The organism is Pseudomonas sp. Pseusp21, from assembly GCF_059492145.1.
The window spans coordinates 1619840-1644658 of record NZ_CP168520.1; the positions used below are offsets into that span (position 1 = coordinate 1619840).

Here is a 24819-nt window from a genome sequence, read left to right on the forward strand (position 1 = left end):
ATACTCGCTTTACAGTACTTGTTCGATTATTGATTGTGCGATCCTTTCAGCAACTGGTGGCGGAACCGCATTTGAAACCTGCTTTACTTGTTGACTCATATTCCCCTCAAGCACGTAACTGAAAGGAAAACCTTGTAACTGAAGAGCCTCATAGATGCTCAAACGGCGTTTGCCATTGGGATGTACGTGTATCTCTCGATTCCCATAAGCAACCGTTCGACTAGGCTTGCACCAATCTAATTGGATAAAGGAACGCCCGCCTGTTGGCATAACCCCCGTCTCAAACCTCTTTGATTTAGGTCGAGATGTCCAATGATTTTGGTGATAAGGGATCGACTCCGCTACTAACTTACTAGAGAGATAGACGGGCTCAGGGAGATCACTTATTACATCTTTGACAACTTTCGCCTTAAGTGGAGATGGAGCGGGAAATTTAAAATCTTCGATGCCCGCATTTTTACAGATGCCGACAATGAATAATCGACGACGCGCCTGAGCCACTTGATAATTACTAGCATTGAGCTCTTGCTCATAAATATCAAAGTGCTTAGATAACTCCGCACGCAGACCACTCAGAAAGCTCTCGTTCTTCCGAGCGCGTATTTCAGGAACATTTTCAAAAACAAAGAACTTCAACCCAAACTTATGATAAAAAGAGTTAACTATGGCAGCATATTTTAAAGCCAACTGATTCCGGGGATCGTCTGCATGACGCCCTACGTTGCCACGCGAAAAACCCTGGCAAGGCGGACCGCCAATTATTCCAGTGATCTGCTGGGTCTCACCGCAACTTTCCGAAACAGAATCACATAGCTGTTCAACACTGGTATCCAGAAGATCGATAACGCGACCAAGTTTGCCAGAGTGATTTCTGTTATACGTTTTGATTGCTGCGGAGTCATAATCTGCAGCAAAGCAAACCTCAAATCCCGCATTAATGAAGCCTAAGTCAAGACCTCCTGCCCCACAAAACAGACTAACAACTTTGTGATTATTAGATGAAAGGCTATTGCCTTCAGTCTTATTTTTTTCTATAGCCATTGATGAGACTGAAGCCTTCATTAAAAACCTGCCAAAAAAATTATAGCCTTATACCACAAGACGATATATCCCCTCAAACGACATCGCAAAGAAATGGGAACCAAAGGACTGATGTATTTACCAGCCTCAGCACCTGCCAGCCCACTCTTCCGATGCTCCCAAGCCCCTCCTCCCCTATTCCTGATAAACTCCCCCACCTCCCAGCCACACCGATTCCGTACCCCCAATGCCCCCAATCACCGCCACACCCGCCCCACTCTCCCGCCGTTTCTCCGTCGCGCCGATGATGGATTGGACTGACCGTCACTGCCGGTACTTCCTACGCATCCTGTCGAAAAACGCCCTGCTCTACACCGAAATGGTCACCACCGGCGCTCTGCTCAACGGCGATCACGAGCGTTTCCTCCGTCACAACGAAGCCGAGCATCCGCTGGCGTTGCAGTTGGGCGGTAGCGTTCCGTTGGACCTGGCCGCTTGCGCTCGTATGGCGCAGGAGCACGGTTACGACGAGGTGAATCTGAACGTCGGCTGCCCGAGTGATCGGGTGCAGAACAATATGATCGGGGCGTGCCTGATGGGGCATCCGCAGTTGGTGGCGGATTGTGTGAAGGCGATGCGTGATGCGGTGTCGATTCCGGTGACGGTGAAGCATCGGATCGGGATCAACGGGCGGGACAGTTATGAGCAGCTGTGCGATTTCGTCGGCACGGTGCGGGATGCCGGGTGCACCAGTTTTACGGTGCATGCGCGGATTGCGATTCTGGAGGGGTTGTCGCCGAAGGAGAACCGTGACATCCCGCCGTTGCGTTATGACGTGGCGGCGCGGCTGAAGGCGGATTTTCCGGAGCTGGAGTTCATTCTGAACGGCGGGATCAAGACGATGGAGGCCTGCCATGAGCATTTGCAGACCTTTGACGGCGTGATGCTGGGGCGTGAGGCGTATCACAATCCTTATCTGCTGGCCGAGGTGGATCAGCAGTTGTTCGGCAGCAGCGCACCGGTGATCAGCCGGGCCGAGGCGCTGGCGCAATTGCGGCCTTATATAGCCGAGCATTTGCTGGCCGGCGGTGCGATGCATCACATCACCCGGCATGTGCTGGGCCTGGGCACCGGTTTCCCGGGGGCGCGCAAGTTTCGTCAGTTGTTGTCGGTGGATATCCACAAGGCCAAGGATCCGCTGGCGTTGCTGGATCAGGCGGCGGAGTTGCTGGCCGGGCGTTGATCGACGCGTTGAGCGTGTGGGCAACGAATGAGCGTTGCCCGGTGTTTTGTTGTACTGACAGGATGTCTTTTGGTTATGCCCGCGTTCAGCTGTGTTTTATTCAAGCGTTTCACCCTCCTCGCTTTACTCTCGACTCTCTCTGCAAGCGCCTATGCATCCTGTGATTTTTTGAAGGGCTGCGGTGAGGGGGGAGATGGCCCTTTTCAATCTACTCAGATGTCTGGTTTTCTGGTTTTCACAACGACGATGGTCACAGTCGACGGGATGTCGGACATTTCCGGCCTGAAGAAACGTGTGTATTCGGTAGAGGAAATTGAAGCGGCACGTTATTTCCTCGCCAGTGACGGCATGCTGCAAGCCGCATATTTCACCTCGGCGTTGCAGCGGTTTCGTCACGATTCGCCCGACTCTGAAGTGAATGACCTCGCCGTCGCCGCACTGATCAGCAGTCAGTGATCAGGCGGCTGCGGCCGCCGTCCAGTTCACCCAGCCAAACTGCCAGGTGGCGAGGATCAGCAAGCCGAATGCAATCCGGTACCAGGCGAAGGTGGCGTAGCTGTGGTTCGCAATGAACTTCAGCAGGCCGCGCACGGCGATCATTGCGAAGATGAACGCTACGACGAAGCCCAGGGCGAAGACCGGCAGGTCGCTGCTCTGGAACAGTTCGCGGTACTTGTAGCCGGAATACACCGCAGCGCCGACCATGGTCGGCATTGCCAGGAAGAACGAGAACTCCGTGGCGGCCTTGCGTGACAGGCCGAACAGCAGACCGCCGATGATGGTGGAACCGGAGCGCGACGTACCCGGAATCATCGCCAGGCACTGTACGCAACCGATCTTCAGGGCGTCGGCCCACTTCATGTCGTCCACATGGTCGACACTCACTACATGATCGCGCTGCTCGGCCCACAACATCACGATGCCGCCCACGACCAATGCAACGGCAACGGTGATCGGGTTGAACAGGTATTCATGAATCGTGTCGGCGAATAACACGCCGAGAATGACCGCCGGGAAAAAGGCGATCAGCAGATTGCGGGTAAAACGCTGTGCACTGCTTTGGGTCGGCAGGCCTTTGACGATCTCGAAGATCTTCGGGCGAAACTCCCAGACCACGGCCAGAATGGCGCCCAGTTGAATAATGATGTTGAACGCCATGGCGCGTTCACCGCCGAATTCCAGCAAGTCGGCAACAATAATCTGGTGGCCCGTACTGGAAATGGGCAGGAACTCGGTCAGGCCTTCTACCGCCCCAAGAATCAGCACCTTGAACAAGGTCAGTAAATCCATTAATCCTCCGTCAGAGCGCTCTTTGCGGGCGCCCTGTTAAATGCATTCAGGCATTGAGTATCTGAAGTAAAACAATTGGCAGATGTACACCCATTGCCCGACTCGGGGACGGAGAATATGTCTTATCAAAAGCCACACTCAAGGCATGTTAATAAACGTCCGTGTGTGAACTTGTCGACGTTATAGCCAAAAGACAGGCCTCCCCATAAAATGTGACCCACCTCACACTGCTCTGATACGTATGCAGTTGAGTGATGGCCAAGGGACATAAAAACAGCTCGCGATAATTACAAAATAGTGGCACCATTCCATATTGCCACCATCTAACGGCCTCAATTCCGTTAGTTCACAGCCCCGAAAAAATCAACTAAAAGCTTGAATCGCTTAATTATTGTTAGAAAACTCGGGAGCCACGTCTAAAATTCGTCCAAATGTTACCAATTGTCAGTCACAGATGAGAACCGGTGCTTTAACATCCCGATGTCAGCACCTTTTCGAGTCAATGCATGATGCTCACAGGTAACTTAGCGACTAGAAGCCCGCGCCGCACAAGCGACGAACCAGGTGTTCTCACCCTGGGTCGTACCCGTGGCGTGGCTGAACACTTTAGCGCGCTAATCGCAAAGCATGTGCAGAGCGGTGTGGCTGTTGAAGCCGACGCCTACATTAGTTCATATCAGCACAACGAATATCACGGCCTGTATCGGGCGATCTTCATTATCATCGACAGCCCTCAGGCACTCGAAGATAACCTTGCGCTGGTGGAAAACCTGCGCAACGACAACTTGAAGCCAATTATTTGTGCAGTGATCACAGGTCGCGGCGCCCACAACAAGATCAAGTACTTTCTGGCCGGTGCCGACTTCTGTATCAAACTCAATACCTTGTCCGATGAAAGCGCGGAACTGCTGGGTGAGTTCTTCGACAGCGAAGAATGGCAGCGGGATATCAGCCTGGTGCTGGACCCCACCCGCATCTGCCTCTCGGACACCAGCAAGAAACTGGATATCTCCTTTGCCGAAATGAAGATCCTGCAAGCCTTTGCGCAGACCGGCAATCACATTCTCAGCCACGATGAAATCGCCAGCATCATGGGGCTGAACACCCAATTCTACGACCCTCGGGCGCTGGAAAAATCCATCAGCCGCTTGCGTGGGAAAATCAAGGACGTGTACGGTACGAACGCCATACAGAGCATTCGCGGGTATGGCTATCGTCTGATGAGGGGGTTGATCTCAACTCCTTGATTCAGGGAAAACACTCTTTTGCAGCATACGAGGGAACGTCTGATGCAACGCTTCAAACATCCGCTTTCTCATAGTTTTAACCGCGTCACATATCTAATAAAAAGCTGTCAATTGCATGAGCGCTGCAACACTTAAACATAACAATAAACCATTACTCTAACGCAGACCGAGTGGAACTTATCGAGGCCATCTTTGGGCCCAGACCCTGCCTGATCGATTAATTCCGAGGAAAACATTGCTCGCCTGCCATTATTTTTTCGCCAAATTTGGTGTGTACTTTAGGAGAGAGACATGGAAACCAGCACGACCCTCCCAAGAAAATACTTTGTTGTCGTGACTAACAGCTCAGCGTCGCAACGCGAACTCGAGAGCATTCTCTCCAGTGAGCGTTTCAATTCGTTCGGCACGTCTCAGGCACAAATGTTTATTGAAGGTGTTGCTTCGCCCTCTTCCACTCCGATGCTGATGGAGTTCACTTACCCACGCGGCACAAGGAAGCATGTCGCACGTAGCATCGAACATGATACCCAGCGCATATTGGCCACCCTCGAATCGGAATGGCTGGCAGCACAATCGGCGCATTCATTCCACAATTCCACGGCCATGTCCGAAAACCCCGCTGATACTTCCCGAACGATCGAATCCGACGCGCCCTGCACCCAAGCCTGGCATCTGGACAATGATCAGGGTGCATTGACGAAAGAAGGCGTCGAAATCAGTCTCACCGGGCTTGAAACCGCACTGGTCCGCAAGATGCTGCACCATGAAGATCGCGTTGTCAGTCGCGACGATCTGATCCTCAGCATCGGCCGCGAGCCGGAGCAGTACCGGGGACTGGAAATGTGCCTGAGCCGTCTTCAAGACAAATTCAAGAACGCCAGCAACGGTGAGCGATTGTTTCGTGCCGTACGCAATCGCGGTTATTGCCTGATCCAGGAAGTTGTTGCCTAAACAACATCCCCCACTACAAGACAAACAGATACAAGTGCGATTACAAAAATAAAAAAGCACTCTGTTTGGTTTCACCCCTCCCTGGTTATACCCGCCTCCTGACCCCACCTACGATAGCAAACACAATATTGATTATTCACCCCCTGCCTTTCGACCTTTTCTAACGTTTGAATATTGGAAATTCAAATAAGTTGGCACTGTGCCATCTTGTTAGAACTCGTCAGACAGCATCCCCGGCAATAACTTAGTCTATTGACTGACGACAGTTCCGCATTCCGGCGTTGTTACCTCAGGACACTGGCTCAAACAACAATAACAAGTCTGCTTAACAACTCGGTTTTCTACTGTCGAAACCTGAATGGACGTCTTTTGGGGATATCGTATGGATCTTTCTCTTCGTATCAATCGAAACACCGGCCTCAAGGGACTGACCTTTTGGGGCCAATGGGCGCTGGCACAGAGTTTCATTGTTTCCCTGTTGTTCATACTGGCCGAACAGCACACGGGCACCGTCGAGTTCTACTATCGGATGTGCACGATCCTGGCCGTACTGGCCTCGGTGCCGGCTTATACCTTCAGCGGCGCGTATCGAAAGCGAGACAATTACCTGACCGGGCTGGGTCGACTGTTCATGGGCTGGTTCATGACCATGGCCGGGCTGGCGTTCATCGCCTTCATCTGCAAGGCCGATGCGCTGTTTTCCCGCCAGGTCATCCTTGAGTGGGCGGTGTACGGTTTCCTCGGTCAGGCGCTGTTGTACGCACCGCTGCATGCGTTCTCGAAGTTCTACCAGCGTTCGCGCAAAAGCGAACACAAGACCCTGATCGTCGGCACCGGCGAACTGGCGCTGGGTCTGGCGAAGAAGCTGAGCCAGCATGAAAACCTGCCGCTGGTTGGTCTGGTCAGCAACGGCGATACCCCGTCGCTGGAAGCGGACGCCCCGCGCGTTGTCGGCGCTCAGGACGAACTGCTCGAGCTGATCCAGACCCACGACATCCGCCGCTTGTACATCACGCTGCCGCTGTCGGAAGCCGCCAAAATCGAGGCGATGTATGTGGACTTGCTGGATGCCAACGTTGACGTGGTCTGGGTGCCGGACCTGAACAGCCTGACGCTCCTCAATCACTCGGTGAAAGTCGTGGACGGTCTGCCGGCGATCTACCTCAACGAAAGCCCGCTGACCAGCCGCCCGACCGCTGCGCTGAGCAAGAGTCTGGTGGAGAAAGCCGTCGCCCTGCTGGCGATCATTCTGTTGAGCCCGGTGCTGCTGGCCGTGGCCCTGGCGGTGAAACTCAACTCGCCGGGCCCGGTGTTCTTCAAGCAGGATCGCCACGGCTGGAACGGCAAGGTGATCAAGGTCTGGAAATTCCGCTCGATGCGCGTTCACGATGACCGTGACGTCAAGCAGGCCAGCCGCAACGATTCGCGCATTACCGCGGTCGGTCGCTTCATCCGTCGCACTTCGCTGGATGAGCTGCCGCAACTGTTCAACGTGCTGCAAGGGCACATGGCACTGGTCGGCCCACGTCCGCACGCCGTGGCGCACAACAACTACTACTCGGGCAAGATCCTCGCCTACATGGCCCGCCACCGAATCAAACCGGGTATCACCGGCCTGGCGCAGATCAGCGGTTGCCGGGGTGAGACAGACACCCTCGACAAGATGGAAAAGCGTGTTGAGATCGACCTGAAGTACATCAATAACTGGTCGCTGTGGCTGGATCTGAAAATTCTGGTGAAGACGCCGTTCACCCTGTTGTCGAAGGATATTTACTGAGACGCAGGGCTTGAGAAAGCAACACCGCAAGGGGACGAAAGTCCCCTTTTTTGTGGGCGGGGTTTGGGGTTGGTCGGGGTTCTGAAACCGAGGAGTGACAGATGCTCTGATGTCGGCTGAGCGGACGCCTTCGCGGGCAAGCCCCGCTCCCACAGGTTTTTGGGTGATGCCGTAATCTTCAGCATTCCCCGATCCTTGTGGGAGTGGGCTTGCCCGCTAAAGCGCCGGATCATTCAACACCAGATTTGAACCTGCCAACCACCCGCAACACACCAGCTCCCACAGCAATCACGGCTGCATCAAGATCCCCCTTCACCACAAACAAAAACGGGAGCCATCAGGCTCCCGCTTTAATTCTCCGCTCCCCCCAAACTTACTCGGTAATCTTCCCGAAGTTCCGGTAGAACATGTCCCCTTCACGGCTGTCCGTCATCGAATGCAGCTGGAAGCTGCGGTTGAGCCGCGCGCCACCGTCACGGGTCAGCGGTGCCCACACCAGGTTGGCGCGGCGCATGGTCGACATGCTCATCATTTCGTCGAACGGGATCGACAGGTACAGCCCCTTGTCGAAACTACCCTCGCCATACTCGGCGCTGCCGGCGGTGGTGATGGTCGCCCAGGCGCCAAAGCGTACGCCGTTGAAGAACTCGCGGGAGATATCCACCGTGCCGCCAAAGTCGCCCGCCAGGTAACGCCCGACGCTGACCGCGGCCAGCGTGTCGAACGGCAGGTCGGTGTAGCCGGTGATGTGGCCGGTCCAGACCGAGTAATCACGCAGGCCGAAACCCTGGTCGAATTCACGCTGACGCACGTAGTTCAGGTCCGCACCGATCGACCAGCGCTTGCCGGTCGGACGAAACAGCACCTCACCCCCGACCCCGGCGAACATCGATTCCAGATAACCGCCGTAGACCATGCCGTACAAATCCTTGTCCAGTTGCTCGGCGTGGCTGACCTGAAACAGCGGCATGGTGGTGTCGGAAGTGGTCAGGTACTGACGCAAGTCGGTGCGCACGCGCGGCAGGCCGCTGGGTGCGTCGTAGGTGAACTTGTCGAAGTTGTTGATCAGGTTCTGACTCAGCAGACCGTTCCACCAGGTGTTGCGGTTGAAGCGGTACTCGGCATCCAGATCCGCCGTGAACTGATAGAGCAAACCATCGGGACCGCCGACGTTCTGTTTGAAGCCCAGGCCGACGCCGTAATTGAAGTGCTGCGGCGCTTCGGTGTAGAGGGTTTTCTCGTTGCGCGGCATTGCCGGATTGATCTCGGTGGTACGGTGCAGCGACTCCAGCGGTTCTTCGTTGTTGATCACTTCGCGGAAGGTCTGCCGGGGCACGCTGGTTTCTTCCAGCGGCAGGTCGTAGCGCTTGTTGACCACGGTGAACCAGTCGATGTCGTCGTTGACGCTGTTGTCGAGAATCCGGCTCGCGCGGCCGACGGCCTTGGGCGAATGGAAATAACGCTGCTGCTCGCCGTACACGATCAATTCGGAATCGCGCTGGGTGATGCGCTCGACCTTGTAGCCGGCGTTCTGTTGCAAACGGCGCGACACGTCGGCCCAGTTGACCTCTTCCATGGTCGCGGTTGGCGCCTTCGCCGGCAGCGGTTCGGCCGGTGGGTCGAAGGTCTTGGCCGGGGCCTTGCGACTGACGAAATTGGTGTGGAACGTGACGCCGAACATCGCCGTGTTGCCGCGCTCCCAGGCCGCGCTCAGATCGACGGAATCGGTCACCTTGAACACCGCGCCGAGGTTGATCGGCGAGTCCTGCTTGATGATGTTGTCCTTGGGCTCGTGCTTGTAGTCGTTACCTTCGTATTCGAGTTTCAGGCTGAGGCGGTCCCAGGGCGTCTGGTAACTCACGCCGCCGAAAAACGACGGCTTGCCGCGGAAGTACGAGCCGGCGTTGACGTCACCGGTGCCTTCCAGATCCGGGCGGGTGTTGAAGCGGTCACTGATCGAACCCAACGGGTTGTCGACATCGCCGCGATTACCGATGTAACCCCAGGCGATGCCGGCGCTGAAATCGAAATTGTCATAGCGCTTGTTGGCCACGAAGAACTCACTGGCAAACAAACCGGTACCACCGATGTCTCGAAAGCCCAGCGCCACTTCCGGCGCCCAGTGGCTTTCCTGCCACAGCCGGACCTTGGCGTCGACCGCCTTGTCCTTATAGCTCTGGCTGCCGCTCAGCGCTTCGGAACCGTACGGACGGTTGGTGATGGCGGTGTAGCGAAACGAACCTTCCAGCCAGTCGAGCGGCTGCAACGAAACGCTGTATCGGCTGTACGGTTCGGTGCGGTTGGCGTTGACGCTCAACTCACCGGCGGGCGACATGCGCGCGGTCGGGGTCTGCAACAGACCGACGCCGCCGAAGTCATTCTGGGTAATCCGTGGCTCGGCATGCACCAGGCCACACGGCAATAACAACACAGCTGCAAAACGCAAATTCAACGAACCACCTCAGCCAACTGCGTGGCAATCAATTCGGCCAACTGCTGATTCAGTTCAGGGACAGGCGGATCCAGATCATCGTTTTTCACCGGCACCAGAATCTTGCTGCCGGCCACGGGCATCTGCCCGCTCTCGCGGTTCCAGTGGGCGATGCCGACCCGCCGCGATTCGCCGTTGGGCTGGATCAGCCACAGGTAATCGGCATCGGCATCCGCCGTCAGCAACGTGCAGCCCTGCAGGTATTCGCGGGCCTCCTGCAACGGCTGATAAGGCAGGCGGCACGGCTCGGCGACGGCGCCCAGCACTTCGACTTCATCGATCCGTTTCGGGTAGATCAGTTGATCGCCATCGTCGAGGCGGATGTTGCGGGCGAAACCGACTTCCACCGCCACCGGATCGAGATCGGCGATCTGCCGCCCGGTCACCGGCATCTGCCGGACCTGCTCGGCCAGGCGCTGGGCCAGCGCCGCTCGACTCGGCTTGTCAAAGAGCATCGCCATGCGCTGCAGCACATCCAGATCGAACAGCACGCCGACCTTGAGCCGCGTCTGTTCTTCCAGCAATGACTGACGCAACAGGACGCCCGCCAGCCAGTAGCCTTCGGCATTCGGCACGGCCTCACCGATCACATCGCGCAAACGTCCGCCCGCCGGCAATTCGATCGGGCCGGGGTTGGCGACATCACCGCTGACGATGACTGCTGCCTCGCTGGCACCGGCAAGCAACATCAGGCACGCCGAGAGCGCTCTTAGCCCCTTCACGGGACATGCCTGCGGTCAGGGGTCAGTTGCACGATCCTGACCCGCAACTGCGAGGTCAGTTGCTGTTCACTCTGCACAATGAAACCGTCCACCGGATCGACCCAGTAACGGTTGGTTGCGCGCAGGCCGATGGCCGGCGCGTCAATCTGCTCATCGACGCGCAGCACGGAGTATTCCTTGTCGAGAATGTCGAGGGTTTCCAGGGATTTTCGGGAGAAGCGGCTGTTGACGATGATCCCGACTTCCTGGCCCTTGTAGAGGTCGATCCAGCGGCGGCTGGTGTAGCCGTCGGTGATGCGATGCAGGCCCTGTTTGAACGGCGAGTCATCAGACAGGCGCGTGCCGTCCAGATCGCCCTCCACACCCAGGCCCACAGTGCGCATGGCCAGGCCGTCGCGCATCAGCAGCACCTGCTTGCCGGAGGCGACCCAGAACTGCAGGTCCTCGCGCTCGCGCACCAGCGCCAACACCCCGGAACCGGACGGTGTGGTCAGTTTGAGCTGGGGATACTTGACCCCGGCCACCTGCTCCGCCGACACATCGAGTTCATCCGGTCCGATGACGGCGGACTTGAGGTTGTTCAACGAAGCGCTCATCAGCGGATTGCAGCCACTGAGCAAAACGGCCGCCATCAGGCACACGCCCACTTTCAACGTTTTCACAGTCGGCGGCCTTATTTGCTGTTATTACTGTATTCGCTCCAGTTCTTCGCAGCGGAAGCCCCGGTCCCGACAATCGATGCCGACGGCACCAACTGGCTGATCAGGCGATTCCAGCGAGTCACGTTGGCAGGCCCGACATAGACCACGTCCTGGGGCCGCACTTCGAAGTGCGAGGCGAGCGCCATGGCGGTCGGCGATTCGGCTTCCAGCTGATAGATTTTCGCCGGCTCGACGTCGAGGTTTTCCACCCCGCGAATCACATACACGGCGTTGCCGTTGGAGGTGGTCTGGCTCAAGCCGCCGACCGATCCGAGCACGTCGGACAGGTTCATGGTGGCGGTCTTGAAACTCAGCGCACGGGGCTGGTTGACCTCGCCCATCACGTAGATGCGCTTGTTGTCGTTGTACGGCAGATACAGCTGATCGCCCCCCTTGAGGTAGACGTTCTGCAATTCGGAATCCTGCTGATTGAGCGCATCGAGATTGAGCGGATAGACCCGCCCGTTGCGCGTCAGCATCAGCCCCGACAAGTCGGCATTGTTGGTATCGACACCGGCCGAGCCGAGGGCTTCGACCACGCTCAGCGGGTTGGTCGAAATCGCCTGGGGGCCAGCCTTGGTTACAGCGCCCGAGACCACGACTTTCTGACTGGCGAAACGCAGCACCGCGACATCCACTTGTGGCTCGGCAATGAACGCCGAGAGGCGTTGCTCGATGTCCGAACGCAGTTGCTGGATGGTTTTGCCTGCGGCCTGGACTTCCTTGATGTACGGGTAATACAAGGTGCCGTCGGAACGCACCAGACGACCGTTGGCGTCGATCTGCTGCTGCGCACCCGAAGGGGCGGTCAGCTCGGGATGATCCCAGACCGTGATGTACAGGACATCGTTGCTGCCGATGCGGTATTCGGCCGGGGTCGCCAACAACTCCGCCGGCACCGACTCACGCTTGTACGTGGCGCGGTTCATGGCGATGAGTTTGGGGGTGATCGGAATGAGCTCGACCCGGCTGCTTTCGCTGGCGCCCTGGCGCGTGATGCTACTGGTGCTCAGGTACTGGCCGGGGGAGAACATGCAACCTTGCAAAGCGATACTTGCCAACAATAAAAGAGAAAAACGACGGGTCATAATGGCACTACGCTATTCAAGGGCGAATCCAAAAACAAAGTCACCCGACTTTCGTCGGGCGACCCTGTACTGCACCAACAGATACTTCAGTTAGTTGTGCGTGCCGGTTGTACCCGTGGTACCGGTGGTACCCGTTGTACCGCCGTTGGCACTTCCACCACTGTTGGACGCCGCTACAGCACTGGCGACCATGGCAGTACTGGCAGCAGGCGCTGTAGAAGCCGCGACACTGCCAGATACATTGGTCACTGCTGTAAGCGGCGCTTCAGCTGCGGAGGCCCAGTTGCTCAACATCGTCAACAGGGCGATCGCCATCACTTTCTTCATATCAACTCCTTTCTAACATCGCACCTGAACATCGGGTGTTGGTTAGAGGTGGTAGAGTTCAAGTCGCAAAAAGCGCGAACAAGATCCGTTGTTCTTTCACAGTCTTACGCAACTGATAAAAGTCGAACGGCAGGTTTATATCTACGGACTTGCAAAAGGCATTGCCAGTCTAATTTCCCGACGATATCTAACAACCTGACCGAAACTAACATTGCACTAAAACGCCATCATCCCTGATAACCCCGGGGATGATTCGATTGCCAGCGCCAGGTGTCGGTGACCATGTCCTGCAAGTTGCGTGTGGCTTTCCAGCCGAGTTCCTTGGCGGCCTTGGAGGCGTCGGCCCAGCTCTCGGCAATGTCCCCGGAACGCCGTGGCATTACCCGGTAAGGCACCGGCTGCCCGCATGCCTGCTCGAAGGCCCGCAGCACCTGCAACACGCTGTAGCCGTCGCCGGTGCCGAGGTTCCAGGTATGAATGCCGGTACGGTCGGCGATGGTTTGCAGGGCTTTCAAGTGCCCGTCCGCCAGGTCGACGACGTGGATGTAATCACGAACGCCGGTGCCGTCGACCGTCGGGTAGTCGTCGCCGAAGATCGACAACTCCTTGAGGCTGCCGACCGCCACCTGGCTGATGTAAGGCACCAGATTGTTGGGAATGCCGTTGGGGTCTTCGCCCATCTGGCCGCTGTGATGCGCGCCGATCGGGTTGAAGTAGCGCAGCAGCGCGATGCTCCAGCGCGGTTCGGACTGGCACAGGTCGCGCAGCACGTTCTCGACGATCAGCTTGGACTGGCCGTAGGGATTGGTCGGAGTGCCGGTCGGGAAATCCTCGCGGATCGGCATCTGCGCCGGCTCGCCGTAGACCGTGGCGGACGAGCTGAACACCAGCCGGAACACCCCCGCCGCTGCCATCGCCTGGCACAGCGTGATGCTGCCGCTGACGTTGGTTTCGTAGTATTCGAGCGGCTTGCGCACGCTCTCGCCGACAGCCTTGAGCCCGGCGAAATGCAGTACGGCATCGATGGCGTGCTGCTGGAAAATCCGGTCCAGCAGGGCCCGGTCACAGACATCCCCGCGAATCATCAGCGCACTTTTGCCGCAAATGGCTTCTACCGCGTGCAAGGCGGCGTCGCTGCTGTTGCAAAGATTATCCAGAACTACAACTTCATAACCTGCTTCAAGTAGTGCAAGTGTGGTGTGCGAGCCGATATAGCCGGCGCCACCCGTTACCAGAATCTTCATAGCGCGGTCCATAAGTGGGAAAAGTGCCAACTCGCGTGTCAAGCGCTGTTTGTTTAATGTGTGTCTTGATTCACACAAACCGCGCGACAACAACCAGAAACAAAAACAGTTCAATCACTGGCTATAAATATTTTTACAAGCCAAACTGTATTGCCTGGTACTTATTAGCACTCCCGCGCATTCATCACTATCAACGGATGCCGACTAAAAATAACCAATAACTGTCAAACCGACATCTCATAACATTGTCGTGTTTTACACTCATTGCTATTTGCCACTCATCTCCCGAGTCAGGTATTAAAGTACAGCTTCAATAACTTGCAACCTTTCGTTATTGCAATAAACGATGGCAGTGCGCCATGAATGACCAGGAAACTTTTATGATCCGTAAATGTTTGTTCCCCGCTGCCGGTTATGGCACGCGTTTCTTGCCGGCCACCAAAGCCATGCCCAAGGAAATGCTGCCGATCGTCAACAAGCCGTTGATCGAATACGCCGTTGAAGAAGCACGGGACGCCGGCCTGCAACACATGGCCATCGTCACCGGCCGGGGCAAGCGCGCACTGGAAGACCACTTCGACATCAGCTACGAACTCGAACACCAGATTCGCGGCACCGAGAAAGAGAAGTTCCTGGCCGGTACTCGCGAGCTGATCGACACCTGCACCTTCTCCTACACCCGCCAGGTGGAAATGAAAGGCCTGGGCCACGCGATTCTCAGCGGCCGCCCGTTGATCGGTGACGAACCCTTCGCTGTGGTTCTCGCGGACGACCTGTGCCTGAACCTCGAAGGCGACGGCGTACTGACGCAGATGATCGAGCTGTACAAGAAATTCCGCTGCTCGATCGTCGCCATCCAGGAAGTGCCGCGCGACCAGACCCACAAGTACGGCGTGATCGCCGGCGAAGCGATTTCCGAGGGCATCTACCGGGTCAACCACATGGTGGAAAAACCGGCCCCGCAAGACGCACCGTCGAACCTGGCGATCATCGGCCGCTACATCCTCACGCCCGACATCTTCGACCTGATCGCCGACACCGAACCGGGCAAGGGCGGCGAAATCCAGATCACCGACGCCCTGATGAAACAGGCGCAGAACGGTTGCGTGCTGGCCTACAAATTCAAGGGGCTGCGCTTCGACTGCGGCGACGCCGAGGGTTACCTGCAGGCGACCAACTTCTGCTACGACAACGTTTACCTGAAGGGCCGCTGAGCGGCCCCCACTGATTCATTGCAGCACGCACATCCAACGAGGCAACCATGAACATTGCACAACATTCCGCAGAGATTGAACGTGAGGTGGACAACCTCGGGGTGATGAGCTGGTTATCCCGCCATCAGCCATTGCCCAGCGCCAATGGCCCGTGGCTGGGCACCCTGCTGCTGGTCGACCGTCTCGGCGTGTTTCCCTCGTCCGGGGACATACGCCGACCGATGCGCGATCCCTATCCTCTGCTCGCCCACCTGAAACGGATTTACGGCGAGCAGGCGCTGGAGGTCGATGACCGCGACGGCCTGAAGATGATCTTCAGCGACTGGCGTTTCCGCGTGCGGATCTGCTGCAACGACCCGGCGATCATCGTCAATGTGGAAACCCGTTGCGTGACGCAGTTGATGCCGCAGAAAACCGCAGAGCTGCTGAGCCATCTGGATCTGTTCGACAACTGACGGCTACTTCGAAGTCTCGCCACAGCTATCCTGTGGCGAGACTTTTTGCTGTCCGCCCACGACCCAACGATAGAAGTAATCGGCAATCACCCGCCCGCCCGTGGCCGGCAGCGGATGAATCTTGTCCGGCCCGATCATGGCCGCTGCGTAGCGTTTGACGTCGGTGCCGAACGCACATTGCAGATTTGCATAACCCAGACGCTGCTCACGGGCCCAGGGCTCGATGACCTGCGCATAAGCCGACATCGGATAGGCGCTGGAGCGGGTGGTGTCCTGACGCAGGATCAGGTTGATGCTAGCCGCCGGCTGAATCTCGCGGAGCATGCCGACCAGCCCCTGAACGTTATGCAGATACTGCTCGGGCTTCACGCCAAAACCCTGATCGTTGCCACCGAGCATGATCAGGTAAATGTCTGCGGGAATCTTCGATACCACAGATTTCCACTGCGCCTGCCAGCGGGCATCGTCGTGGTAGAAATCAGCGGATGCCGCGCCGGACGCCGCCAGTTTCGACACCCGAACCCCGTTCTGATCGTTGCTCAGCCACAGGCCGAACAGGGTCGGCGCGCCTTTCACCACTTCCAGCCTTAAGGCCCAATCGGTCGCTGCCGATGTGCCGGACAGCGGGACTTCCTGTACGCCCTCGCCCGCGAGTTTCAACGGCTGCCAGTCGGCGGAGGGTGACCAGCGATAACGCAACTCACTGGACTCGCCGTTGCCGAGGTAGAGCAGTTTCGCCTGAGTGACTGCGGTGTTGATGGCAGGCGTCGGACTGGCCTCGACTTGCAGCCAGGCGCCGGGGTGGCCGCTCACCGTGCGGCTGTCGGGGCTGGCCTGGCCGAGGCCGGAGACCTGCCAGTCGCCGCCGAAGTATTTTTCGCTGCTGCGGGTGTACTTGAAATGCGTGCCGCCCAGCGCTGCGCCGTGGTTGAACCCGACATACCCCGGCCCGGCAAACCCGACCTCTCCGGCCACGCGCTGCACCAGTTTGTTCAGGTAGAAATCCTGCCCGGCGCTGTAGCTGTCGCCGATCACCGAGATCGACAACACCTTGCCGGCCTTGCCTTCGCGCCACTGGCCAAACCGCTCGCGAGCGTCGCCGACCTGCACCACCGACGCCGCCGCCGGCGGCACATCATCAACAGCCAGCATGAATCGTTTCCTTCATCGAATCTGCGCCACCGGGGCGATGGTCGCCGCCGGTTTCTTTTTCGTCGCCGCACGTTCGCCGAGGAACAGCACGGAGGTGAAGTTGAACCGGCTGAAAATCATCGACAACACCACAGGCCCGAGCAAGCCACACGTCAAACCGCAGAACACCAGCACGCTTTCGTCTTTCACACCCAGGCGACCGAGGATCGAACGCGACGTAGCGGCGAACAATACGTGAAAGAGGAAAATCGCGTAGGAGTAACCGCCAAGCCAGGTCAGCGTCTTCGAGCGCATGTCACTCGACAGTAACGCGATGCAGGATACGCAGCCCACGGTCAGGCCGATCAGGCTGCGGCGGTCGACGATCAGCTCGCGGTCCACCGCCGCCACGTACAGCAGCGTCAGCGAGATCAGCACAAACACCAGCGGGCCGATCACCTTGAACGTCTGCTTCAGCTCGCTGACTTTCTCCTGGCCGATCATGCCCGCCACGAAGAACGGCAGCAGATAAATCGCCCCGTTGATGCCGAACGCATCCACGGGAAACGGCGGCAACAGGAACACCGCCGCCGCGAAGGCGAACAACAGGTACAGGCGCGTCGGTGTACGCAACAAACCGCGCCACTCCAGCAGGCCGACGAACATGAAAATGATGAACACCGCCTGCAGAAACCAGAAGTGGTTGATCGGCACGTAGAACGACAACAGCGCATCCATCACGCTGACGTCCTTGTTCACGCCCGGCCCCACCGCCTGCAACACCGAGAACGGCACACCGACGCAAAACAGCGGCACGATCAGGCGCCGCACCTTGCCGCTGAAGAACGCGGAAAAGTCATTGCCGCGAATCTTGTAGAGGGAATAGATGTAGCCGGAGATGAAGGTGAACAGCGGCATGCGCACGTACACCATCGAATCGGCGATCACCCGGAACGGCGAGCCGATGTCGATTTTCAAACCACCGCCCAACGGCCCGATCACGTGATAGAGCACCAGCAACAGGCACGCCAGGCCACGCAGGGTTTCGATCTCCAGGGACTTTTTCTTGCTCGACATAAAGCACCCGCCTCAATTCAGAATTCTTGATTCAACCTTCGCCGGTTTGTTCGCCCGCAGCATCAACCCCAGGCCCACGAACAGCACCGGCACCACCATCGAAAAGTGCCGGGCGAACGAACCGAAGTCCGGCTCGAACAAGCCTTGAACCAGCAGAAACGCCAGCGGAATCGCGATCAGTTCCTTGGGTTTGGTCTGGATCGGTGCGCCCTTGTAATCGGTCGAGGTGATGACCTTGAACAGCAGCAGCGCAGTCATGATCATCAACGCCACGAAGATCACCTGGCCCGGCCCCGACAGCAGGATCAGCTCAACGGGAAACGACAAGCGGAAGAAAATGATCATCGAGTCCAGGGCCTGCGAGACGAAGTCGCTGCCGCTGAGCCACGAGACGATCAGCGATTTGGAACCCTCCTCGCCCGCCGTGCGCAGTTCGTTGTTGCTGGCACGAATCGACGACACCGGAAAGCCCAGCGCCAGCTGGATCGCCATTGCTACTGCGAGATAGAACAGGAACAGCATCAGGAAGAAGGTGGTGCGCGAGACGTATTTCTTCATCACGCAGACGCCGACCCAGGACAGCGAAAACAAAATCCAGTAGGGCCGGATCAGCACGCCGTAGATCACCGCCGAAAGGAAAAATCCGCCGCGATATTTGCGCGTCAGCGAGCTGAACAGAATGCTCAGCACCGCCACCGACACGATGATTTCCTTGGTCAGGTTTTCCAGAAAAAACGAACGTACGATGCCCCACAGGCACAGGGTTCCGAAGATGGTCAGCGGCATGCGCCGGAACACCACCACGGGAATCGCCGTGAGGAAAAAGTTGCAGAACATCCCGTAGGCCCAGGCGTTGGTCAGGTTGATCCCGGTGGGCCGCAGCAGGAACGCCGAACACTCGTAGGACGAGCGATCCGGCGAGAACGGGTTCCAGAAATTACAGTTGTCGGCCCGGGCATAGGACGACCACAGGGTCATCGCGTCCGGGCCCGGATCGCGCGGCACCAGCAGCGGCATCGCCACCGACAGAAACAGCCCGGTGAACAGGATCAGGAACGACAGCGACGAATCGAGACGGCGGCCGCGAAACTCGATGCACGGCAGTTTCAGGCCCATGACACGACAGCCTTTTTCGCCCGCGTGGCGCGGGTCAGCAGCGCGATCACGGCAAGCTGCACGATGATCGCGAAGACGTTGCCCCAGGCCGCGCCGTAGATCGAATAATGCTTGATCAGCAGGTAACTGACCGGCACTGAAACCAACAGACAAATGGCCGCGCTGGCCAGGGACACCCGGCTGTTTTTCGAAGCGATCAAGCCGCCCCAGACGATGTCGCCAATGGCGCGCAGGGCGAAGGAGAAAATCAGCACGCCGAGGATACCGTTGTCCGGACGCGGAACACTGGTGGCGACGTAATCGAGCACCACGTTGAAGAACAGATAAATGCCCACCGCCACCGCCGCCGACACCGCCAGCGAACGCGCGACCCACTTGTTCACGAACAACTGCCGGACCGTGAACGGTTGCTGATCGGCCTGATAACGCTTGGCGAGCAGCGGAATGCCGACCACCGCCACCACCGCGTAGGAGAGCGCCTGCAAGGTGTTGGCCGCCGACCACGCGTACACGTATTTACCGAGGCTGGCGTAGGGTTCGAGGTCGATGATCAGAAAGCGTTCGGCGTACTGACTCAGCGCGATCAGGCCAGTGCCGAGGTAAAACGGCAACCCGGCTTTCCACACGGCGGCGGTGGCCAGCGTCCCCTCTTCCCGCCCGCGATGAACATTCACCACGATCAGGTAACCGGCGACAATCACCAGCACGTTGGCGATGACCCACAGCCACAACACACTGGCGATTGCGGACACCCAGCCGAGTGCCATACCGCCCACGGCCAGCAGCGCCCAGAGCCCGGTCTTGATGAAGAACAGCAGCGCACCCGCCGTGGCTTTCTGCGCGGAAAACACGAACGAGTTGATCTCGAACGACAGGTGTTCGGTGAGCAGCACCAGCGTCACGCAGGCGATCAGCGCAGCCGTCGCTTCCACCGACTGGAACAGCGAATAAATCACCACCGTCAGCACCGACAACGCCAGGCCCACGGCCAGGTACAGCAGCAGCACTTTGTCCACGACCCGGCGCGAACTGCCGCCCACGCTGATCAGCCGATTGATTTCGGAACTGAAACCGACGCTGTAGAACTTCGACGCGATCAACGACGCCGCGACCACCACGCCGTAAAAACCCAGCGCCTCGTAACCGAGGTAATGGGTGATGGCGAGCACCAGCAGGAACTTCGCGCCCAGTGCTCCGCCGCGCAGCAACAGCCGGAATATCATCGAATGACGCCCTTGATGATGTCGTCCATGGCCACGGTTTTCGCCTCGATCTCGCGGCAGGTGTCGGTCAGGCGTTTGCCGAAATTCGACAGCGCGTCAGGGGCGTAAACCGTGTCGATGATAGTGTCGACATTGATGTCGCCGCCGTTGATGACCCAGTCCTCGACGCCCATGTCCTGATAGGCGCCGAAGCCTTTGCGTTCGTAGCTGATGTGATACGCCGGCACACCCGAGAGCAGCGATTCGATTGCGCCGTGCAGGCGTACGGAAATCACCAGGTCCGGTTGGTATTTGGCCAGCGTGGCCTTCAGCGGCAGCAAGTCTTCGGTGATGCCCAGTTCGCGATAGAACGCGCCGTCATCGTTACCGCGCACGGCGCTCTGTACGGCGCAGACCACTTTGCTTTTGTTCTTCAAACGCTGCAGCAGCACCTTCAGGTTGGCCACGTAGGCGAGTTTCTTCTCCTTGCTCCACGCCGGTGGCTTGCGCAGCACTACGCACACCGTGGCCGGGGTCGAGGCGCAGCGGGTGAACTTGGGTTGCTGAAGGATCTTGCCGGCCAGGGCCTGCACCGCGAGGTCCGGCGCGCGGTAGACATTTTCACAAGCATCGAACAGCGCCGAGGACCGGTTATCGCGCACGAACACCGCGTCGGCGCTGGCGTAGTGGCCGACGATCTTGTCGCTGTCGCCGTGGAACGGCCCGATGCTTTGCGGCAGGTACACCGACGGCACTTTGCTGAGGATCGCGGTTTCCAGTTGCTTGGCGTGGCCGAGTTTCAGCTTGATGTGCTCGAAGGCGCTCTTCGAGCGCATGTAGCCGCCGCCAACGCCGACGATCAGATCGGTTTTCTTCAACAGATCCGCCAGCCCCGCGTAGGACTGATTGAGGAACACCGCTTCTTTGACCCGGCCCAGGCCCTTGGCCGCCATCACCGGCGCGTTGAAACGCGGGTGCGGCAGGTACTTGAAAGAGTCCGGATCGGACGCCACGACACTGATCGCGGTGTCTTCGCCAAAGTTGCGCTGCACCAGCGCGATAGCCAGATCGACCAGCAGACCATCGCCGGAATTGGAGGCACTGTAGCCATGCAAAATCGTTACGTTCATGAGCGGAGTTCTACTTAATAAGAGGGAGCGGAATACACGTCGTAGGTCTGGCGGATCATCAACGCGGCGCTGAAACGCTCGCGGACGATGCGCCGACCTTCGATGCCGAGGGCCGACAACGCAGGCTTCTGGATTTTCTTCAGGCGATCGGCCAGCGCCTGGTGGTCACCGGCGGGGAACACGTAACCGGACACACCATGGGTGACCAGTTCGGGCAACGACGTGCAGTCGCTGGCGATCACCGGCAGGCCCAGCGCCATGCCTTCCAGCGGCACCATGGCAAAGCCTTCCCAGCGGCTCGGCACGATCAGCGCATCGGCTTTCTGATACAGCGCGTGAACCTCGGTTGGCGTCACCCAGGGCAGGTATTCCACCCCGTCCAGCGGCGGACATTCGACCACGTCCTCGTTCACCGCACTGCCCACCACCGTCAGTTTCAGGTCGCTGCGCTTAGCTTCGCTGTAGGCCTTGAGCAACACGTCGAAGCCTTTCTGGTAGTCGAGGCGACCGACAAACAGCAGATGAATCGGTGCCGGATCGTTGGCCTTGCGTTCTTCATGCTTGTGATCGATGCCGTTGTAGATCAGCGTCATGCGCTTGCGCTCGATGCCAAACTTCGCGGCCTTGTCCAGTTCGAACTGGCTGACGCAGATGATCGTGTCCGTGACCTTCTGCAGCACCCGTTCGATCCCCGCATAGACTTTCTGCTTGATCGGCGAGCTTTCCATCAGGAACGAGAACGCATGGGGGCAGTAGACGATTTTCGGCTTGCGCCACGGCCGCAGGAGCACACACACGCAACGGCCGATCACCCCGGAAAAGGTGCTGTGCAAATGCACCACGTCGGGTTTTTCCTTGAGCAGGACCCGCGCCAGTTGCCAGGCAAAACGCAGCAGCGACGGCACATTCCGCCCGCTTCGGGCGAAGGTGCGGATCTGCTGTGGATCGATGCCGTGCAGCTCTTTCTTCTGGTCGAGCGGGACCAGATACACCAGCTCATAGCGCCCGTCTTCGGGAGCCGCCGAAATTGTGCGGATGACCGTCGCCACCCCACCTTTGATCGTTTCCGCCACGTGCAGTATTTTTTTCACAACTCACCCACTTTCATGCCTGTAAGAACCGTCGCTGAATTTCAGGACTGGTCGGACGCGTATTCGTAGTTGTAATAGCTGCCGTTGCCGTAATAGCTGGCCGCGCGCTTCTCGACGCCGTTGAACACCGCGCCTTTCAACTCGATACCGTTCTGGGCGAAACGCCGGATCGTCATTTCGATTTCCTTGGCCGGGTTTACCCCGAACCGCGCGACGATCAGACTGATGCCGGCCTCGCGACCGACAATCGCCGCATCGGTCACGGCCAGCAGCGGTGGCGTGTCGATGATCACCACGTCATAGCGCTCGCTGAGTTGCGCCAGCAGGTCGCGGAAATTGGCGTGCATCAACAGTTCGGAAGGGTTAGGCGGGACCTGGCCACGGCTGATGAAGTGCAGGTTGTCGACCTCGACCTTGTTGATCGCCTGATCGAGGGTGCAGCGCTTGACCAGCAGATCCGACAAGCCGTTGGTGATCGGCGTGTTCAGCGTCTTGTGCAGATGCCCCTTGCGCATGTCGGCGTCGATCAGCACCACGCGCTGCCCGCTCTGGGCCATGACCGCTGCGAGGTTGGAAGAGACGAAGGTCTTGCCGACCTGCGGGCTCGGGCCGGAAATCATGATGCGGTTGTTGGTCGAATCCAGTGCGGCGAAGTGCAGGCAGGTGCGCAGGCTACGGATCGATTCGATGGACAGGTCCGTAGGGTTGCGCAGGGCCAGCAGGTACGCCGGCGTGTCCGCCGCGACTTTGGCCCGGACTTTTTTGCTGTCCTCTTCCTGTTGCAGGGCGCTGTAGGGAATCGACGCGTAGACCGGCAAGCCGAGCTGCTCGATGGCTTCCGGCCCTTCCAGGCCCTTGCTCAGGGATTTGCGCAACAGCACCAGCGCCACGCCGACGAAGGCGCCGAGGAAGGTGGCGATCAACACGATCAGGGCTTTTTTCGGTTTGACCGGGCTGGTCAGGTCGACATCCGCCGTATCCACCAGACGCACGTTACCCACAGCGCCCGCGCGAACGATGTCCAGCTCCTGGGATTTGTTCAGCAACTGGGTGTAGATCTGCGAGGCAACTTCGACATCGCGGGTCAGGTTGAGCAGTTCCTGTTGTGTGGCCGGCAGGTCCTGGACCTTGCCTTCCAGCGAGCGCTGTTGCTGGGTCAATTCGCCAATCTGGGTCATCAGCGCGCGGTAGGCCGGGTGCTGTTTGGTGAACTTGCGATCCATCTCCGCCTGTTGCAGTTTCAGCTCGGAAATCCGCGTTTCGAGCGCCACGGACTGGCCGAGCACCGATTGGGTTTCCATGGAGATGTTCACGGTCTTGCCGTGGGTCTGGTAGGCGTTGAGCGCATCGCTGGCCTTGGCCAGGTCACGCTTGACCTGCGGCAACTGGCTTTGCAGGAAGGCCAGGCTTTGCGCCGCTTCGGCGGAGGTGCGGCGCACGTTCTGATCGACGTACAGCGCGGCGATCTTGTTGAGGATCTTCACCGCTTCGGCGGCGTCGCTGCTGGCCAGGGCCAGACGGATGATGCCGGACTCCTTGCCTTGCTCGGAGATGTCCAGCGCGTCCTGATAACCCTGGATGGTCACGATTCGTGGGTTGCGCACCACTTCGAAACGGGTTCCGGGATTGGCCAACAGTTGCGCGACCTGCCCTTCTACACCGTCCTGCGCGAAGGCTTCGCCCGCCACGCCTTCGACCAGCAGGTTGTCGTTATCATCCAACAGCTGAAAGCGATGTTGTTCGCCGGCAATCAGGGTGAGTTTCTTGCCCAGCAGTTCCTTGGGCAGATTGAGCTTGGCAAACTCCAGGCGTTCACCGCCCCAGGCGTAGCTGCTCAGACCGAAACGCGGCGGCGCGACGCTGAGTTCGGTCTCACCGCGATAGCGCCGGGAAAGAAAGCCACCGATCAGCGGGAAGGTGTTGGGGGTGACGTCGATATCCAGGCGCAGGTCGTCGACCGTTTTGCCGATTACCGCGCGGGATTTGATGATGCCGATTTCGGTCACCGATGGCGATTGCCCGCCGAGCATGCTGTTGAGGTCGGAAAAACCGAGCATGTCGTTCTTTTTCGGTTCGACCTGCACCAGCGCGTTGGCCAGGTACACCGGCGTGGCCAAAATCGCATAGGCCACACCGGTCATCATGAACGCGCCGGTGAACGCACCGATCAACCATTTCTGATCGATCAGGCTGCCGAAGATGCCGAGAAGATCAATACTGTCTTGATCGTTGTCGCGGGTGCCGATTACTGACGGTAACTGCATAAGTCTTTCTTACCATTCACTGAACTGAAGAATATTCA

Annotated in this window: 22 protein-coding genes; 7 read left to right on the forward strand and 15 right to left on the reverse strand. The window is 58.3% G+C overall.

All coding sequences use genetic code 11. The annotated features are described in order from the left end of the window. Nucleotides 1-9: 9 nt before the first annotated feature. Nucleotides 10-1062, reverse strand: coding sequence for a DNA cytosine methyltransferase (locus ACEN93_RS07205; RefSeq protein ID WP_495611247.1), 1053 nt, complete (start codon nt 1060-1062; stop codon nt 10-12). Nucleotides 1063-1267: 205 nt separating this feature from the next. Here ACEN93_RS07205 and dusA point away from each other — a divergent pair, with 205 nt between their 5' ends. Further along, nucleotides 1268-2263, forward strand: coding sequence for a tRNA dihydrouridine(20/20a) synthase DusA (gene dusA / locus ACEN93_RS07210; protein WP_115078624.1), 996 nt, complete (start codon nt 1268-1270; stop codon nt 2261-2263). Nucleotides 2264-2338: 75 nt separating this feature from the next. Beyond that, the gene (locus tag ACEN93_RS07215) at nt 2339-2719 is read left to right on the forward strand and encodes a DUF2388 domain-containing protein (protein ID WP_495611248.1); all 381 of its coding nucleotides are present in this window, start codon (nt 2339-2341) and stop codon (nt 2717-2719) included. Here the strand turns inward: ACEN93_RS07215 and ACEN93_RS07220 are convergent, their stop codons facing one another. Further along, nucleotides 2720-3553, reverse strand: a complete 834-nt coding sequence (locus ACEN93_RS07220; RefSeq protein ID WP_495611249.1) for an undecaprenyl-diphosphate phosphatase — start codon at nt 3551-3553, stop codon at nt 2720-2722. It abuts the gene before it with no gap. A 506-nt stretch (nt 3554-4059) separates the two neighbouring features. Between ACEN93_RS07220 and ACEN93_RS07225 the strand changes: the two genes are divergently transcribed. From ACEN93_RS07225 to ACEN93_RS07235, 3 genes are all read left to right on the forward strand, one after another. After that, nucleotides 4060-4800 carry a winged helix-turn-helix domain-containing protein gene (locus tag ACEN93_RS07225; protein ID WP_039772760.1) on the forward strand — a complete coding sequence of 247 codons (741 nt, stop codon included), beginning with the start codon at nt 4060-4062 and terminating at the stop codon, nt 4798-4800. A gap of 291 nt (nt 4801-5091) precedes the next feature. Then, complete coding sequence (locus ACEN93_RS07230; RefSeq protein ID WP_039772761.1) at nt 5092-5751, forward strand: winged helix-turn-helix domain-containing protein; 660 nt, start codon at nt 5092-5094, stop codon at nt 5749-5751. A 382-nt stretch (nt 5752-6133) separates the two neighbouring features. After that, the gene (locus ACEN93_RS07235; RefSeq protein WP_074689221.1) at nt 6134-7528 is read left to right on the forward strand and encodes an undecaprenyl-phosphate glucose phosphotransferase; all 1395 of its coding nucleotides are present in this window, start codon (nt 6134-6136) and stop codon (nt 7526-7528) included. Nucleotides 7529-7901: 373 nt separating this feature from the next. Here the strand turns inward: ACEN93_RS07235 and ACEN93_RS07240 are convergent, their stop codons facing one another. From ACEN93_RS07240 to galE, 6 genes are all read right to left on the reverse strand, one after another. After that, nucleotides 7902-9980, reverse strand: coding sequence for a YjbH domain-containing protein (locus ACEN93_RS07240; protein WP_495611250.1), 2079 nt, complete (start codon nt 9978-9980; stop codon nt 7902-7904). Next, a complete protein-coding gene (locus tag ACEN93_RS07245) occupies nt 9977-10708 on the reverse strand; it encodes a capsule biosynthesis GfcC family protein (protein ID WP_052266612.1) in 732 nt (243 codons plus the stop codon). The genes ACEN93_RS07240 and ACEN93_RS07245 overlap by 4 nt, the downstream gene beginning before the upstream one ends. A gap of 29 nt (nt 10709-10737) precedes the next feature. Continuing rightward, entirely contained in the window at nt 10738-11403 is a 666-nt protein-coding gene (locus tag ACEN93_RS07250) for a YjbF family lipoprotein (RefSeq protein ID WP_080770671.1), read from the reverse strand. An 11-nt stretch (nt 11404-11414) separates the two neighbouring features. Continuing rightward, nucleotides 11415-12530, reverse strand: a complete 1116-nt coding sequence (locus ACEN93_RS07255) for a polysaccharide biosynthesis/export family protein (protein WP_172829496.1) — start codon at nt 12528-12530, stop codon at nt 11415-11417. Between the two features lie 90 nt (nt 12531-12620). Next, nucleotides 12621-12857, reverse strand: a complete 237-nt coding sequence (locus tag ACEN93_RS07260) for a hypothetical protein (protein WP_003226528.1) — start codon at nt 12855-12857, stop codon at nt 12621-12623. Nucleotides 12858-13084: 227 nt separating this feature from the next. Continuing rightward, nucleotides 13085-14101 carry a UDP-glucose 4-epimerase GalE gene (galE, locus tag ACEN93_RS07265; protein ID WP_039772766.1) on the reverse strand — a complete coding sequence of 339 codons (1017 nt, stop codon included), beginning with the start codon at nt 14099-14101 and terminating at the stop codon, nt 13085-13087. Nucleotides 14102-14481: 380 nt separating this feature from the next. Between galE and galU the strand changes: the two genes are divergently transcribed. Together galU and ACEN93_RS07275 are read left to right on the forward strand one after the other, a co-directional pair. Beyond that, on the forward strand, nt 14482-15315 hold the full coding sequence (gene galU / locus ACEN93_RS07270; protein WP_007951629.1) for a UTP--glucose-1-phosphate uridylyltransferase GalU: 834 nt from the start codon (nt 14482-14484) through the stop codon (nt 15313-15315). A 47-nt stretch (nt 15316-15362) separates the two neighbouring features. Then, nucleotides 15363-15770 (forward strand): phosphohexomutase domain-containing protein, encoded by a 408-nt coding sequence (locus ACEN93_RS07275; protein ID WP_039772767.1) that lies wholly within the window; start codon nt 15363-15365, stop codon nt 15768-15770. A 3-nt stretch (nt 15771-15773) separates the two neighbouring features. Here the strand turns inward: ACEN93_RS07275 and ACEN93_RS07280 are convergent, their stop codons facing one another. From ACEN93_RS07280 to ACEN93_RS07310, 7 genes are read right to left on the reverse strand one after another with little or no spacing between them, the layout of a single operon-like run. After that, nucleotides 15774-16922 (reverse strand): SGNH/GDSL hydrolase family protein, encoded by a 1149-nt coding sequence (locus tag ACEN93_RS07280; protein WP_495611251.1) that lies wholly within the window; start codon nt 16920-16922, stop codon nt 15774-15776. A 12-nt stretch (nt 16923-16934) separates the two neighbouring features. After that, the gene (locus ACEN93_RS07285; protein ID WP_074689227.1) at nt 16935-17978 is read right to left on the reverse strand and encodes an acyltransferase family protein; all 1044 of its coding nucleotides are present in this window, start codon (nt 17976-17978) and stop codon (nt 16935-16937) included. A 12-nt stretch (nt 17979-17990) separates the two neighbouring features. Beyond that, nucleotides 17991-19094 (reverse strand): hypothetical protein, encoded by a 1104-nt coding sequence (locus ACEN93_RS07290; protein WP_039772770.1) that lies wholly within the window; start codon nt 19092-19094, stop codon nt 17991-17993. Next, entirely contained in the window at nt 19085-20317 is a 1233-nt protein-coding gene (locus ACEN93_RS07295) for an MATE family efflux transporter (RefSeq protein WP_103386748.1), read from the reverse strand. The genes ACEN93_RS07290 and ACEN93_RS07295 overlap by 10 nt, the downstream gene beginning before the upstream one ends. Beyond that, nucleotides 20314-21426: a polysaccharide pyruvyl transferase family protein gene (locus ACEN93_RS07300; RefSeq protein ID WP_495611252.1), complete on the reverse strand. Its 1113-nt coding sequence runs from the start codon at nt 21424-21426 to the stop codon at nt 20314-20316. Before ACEN93_RS07300 ends, ACEN93_RS07295 begins: the two co-directional genes overlap by 4 nt. Nucleotides 21427-21440: 14 nt before the next feature. Continuing rightward, complete coding sequence (locus ACEN93_RS07305) at nt 21441-22517, reverse strand: glycosyltransferase (RefSeq protein WP_064598090.1); 1077 nt, start codon at nt 22515-22517, stop codon at nt 21441-21443. A 41-nt stretch (nt 22518-22558) separates the two neighbouring features. Beyond that, entirely contained in the window at nt 22559-24781 is a 2223-nt protein-coding gene (locus ACEN93_RS07310) for a polysaccharide biosynthesis tyrosine autokinase (protein WP_495611253.1), read from the reverse strand. Nucleotides 24782-24819 lie beyond the last annotated feature (38 nt).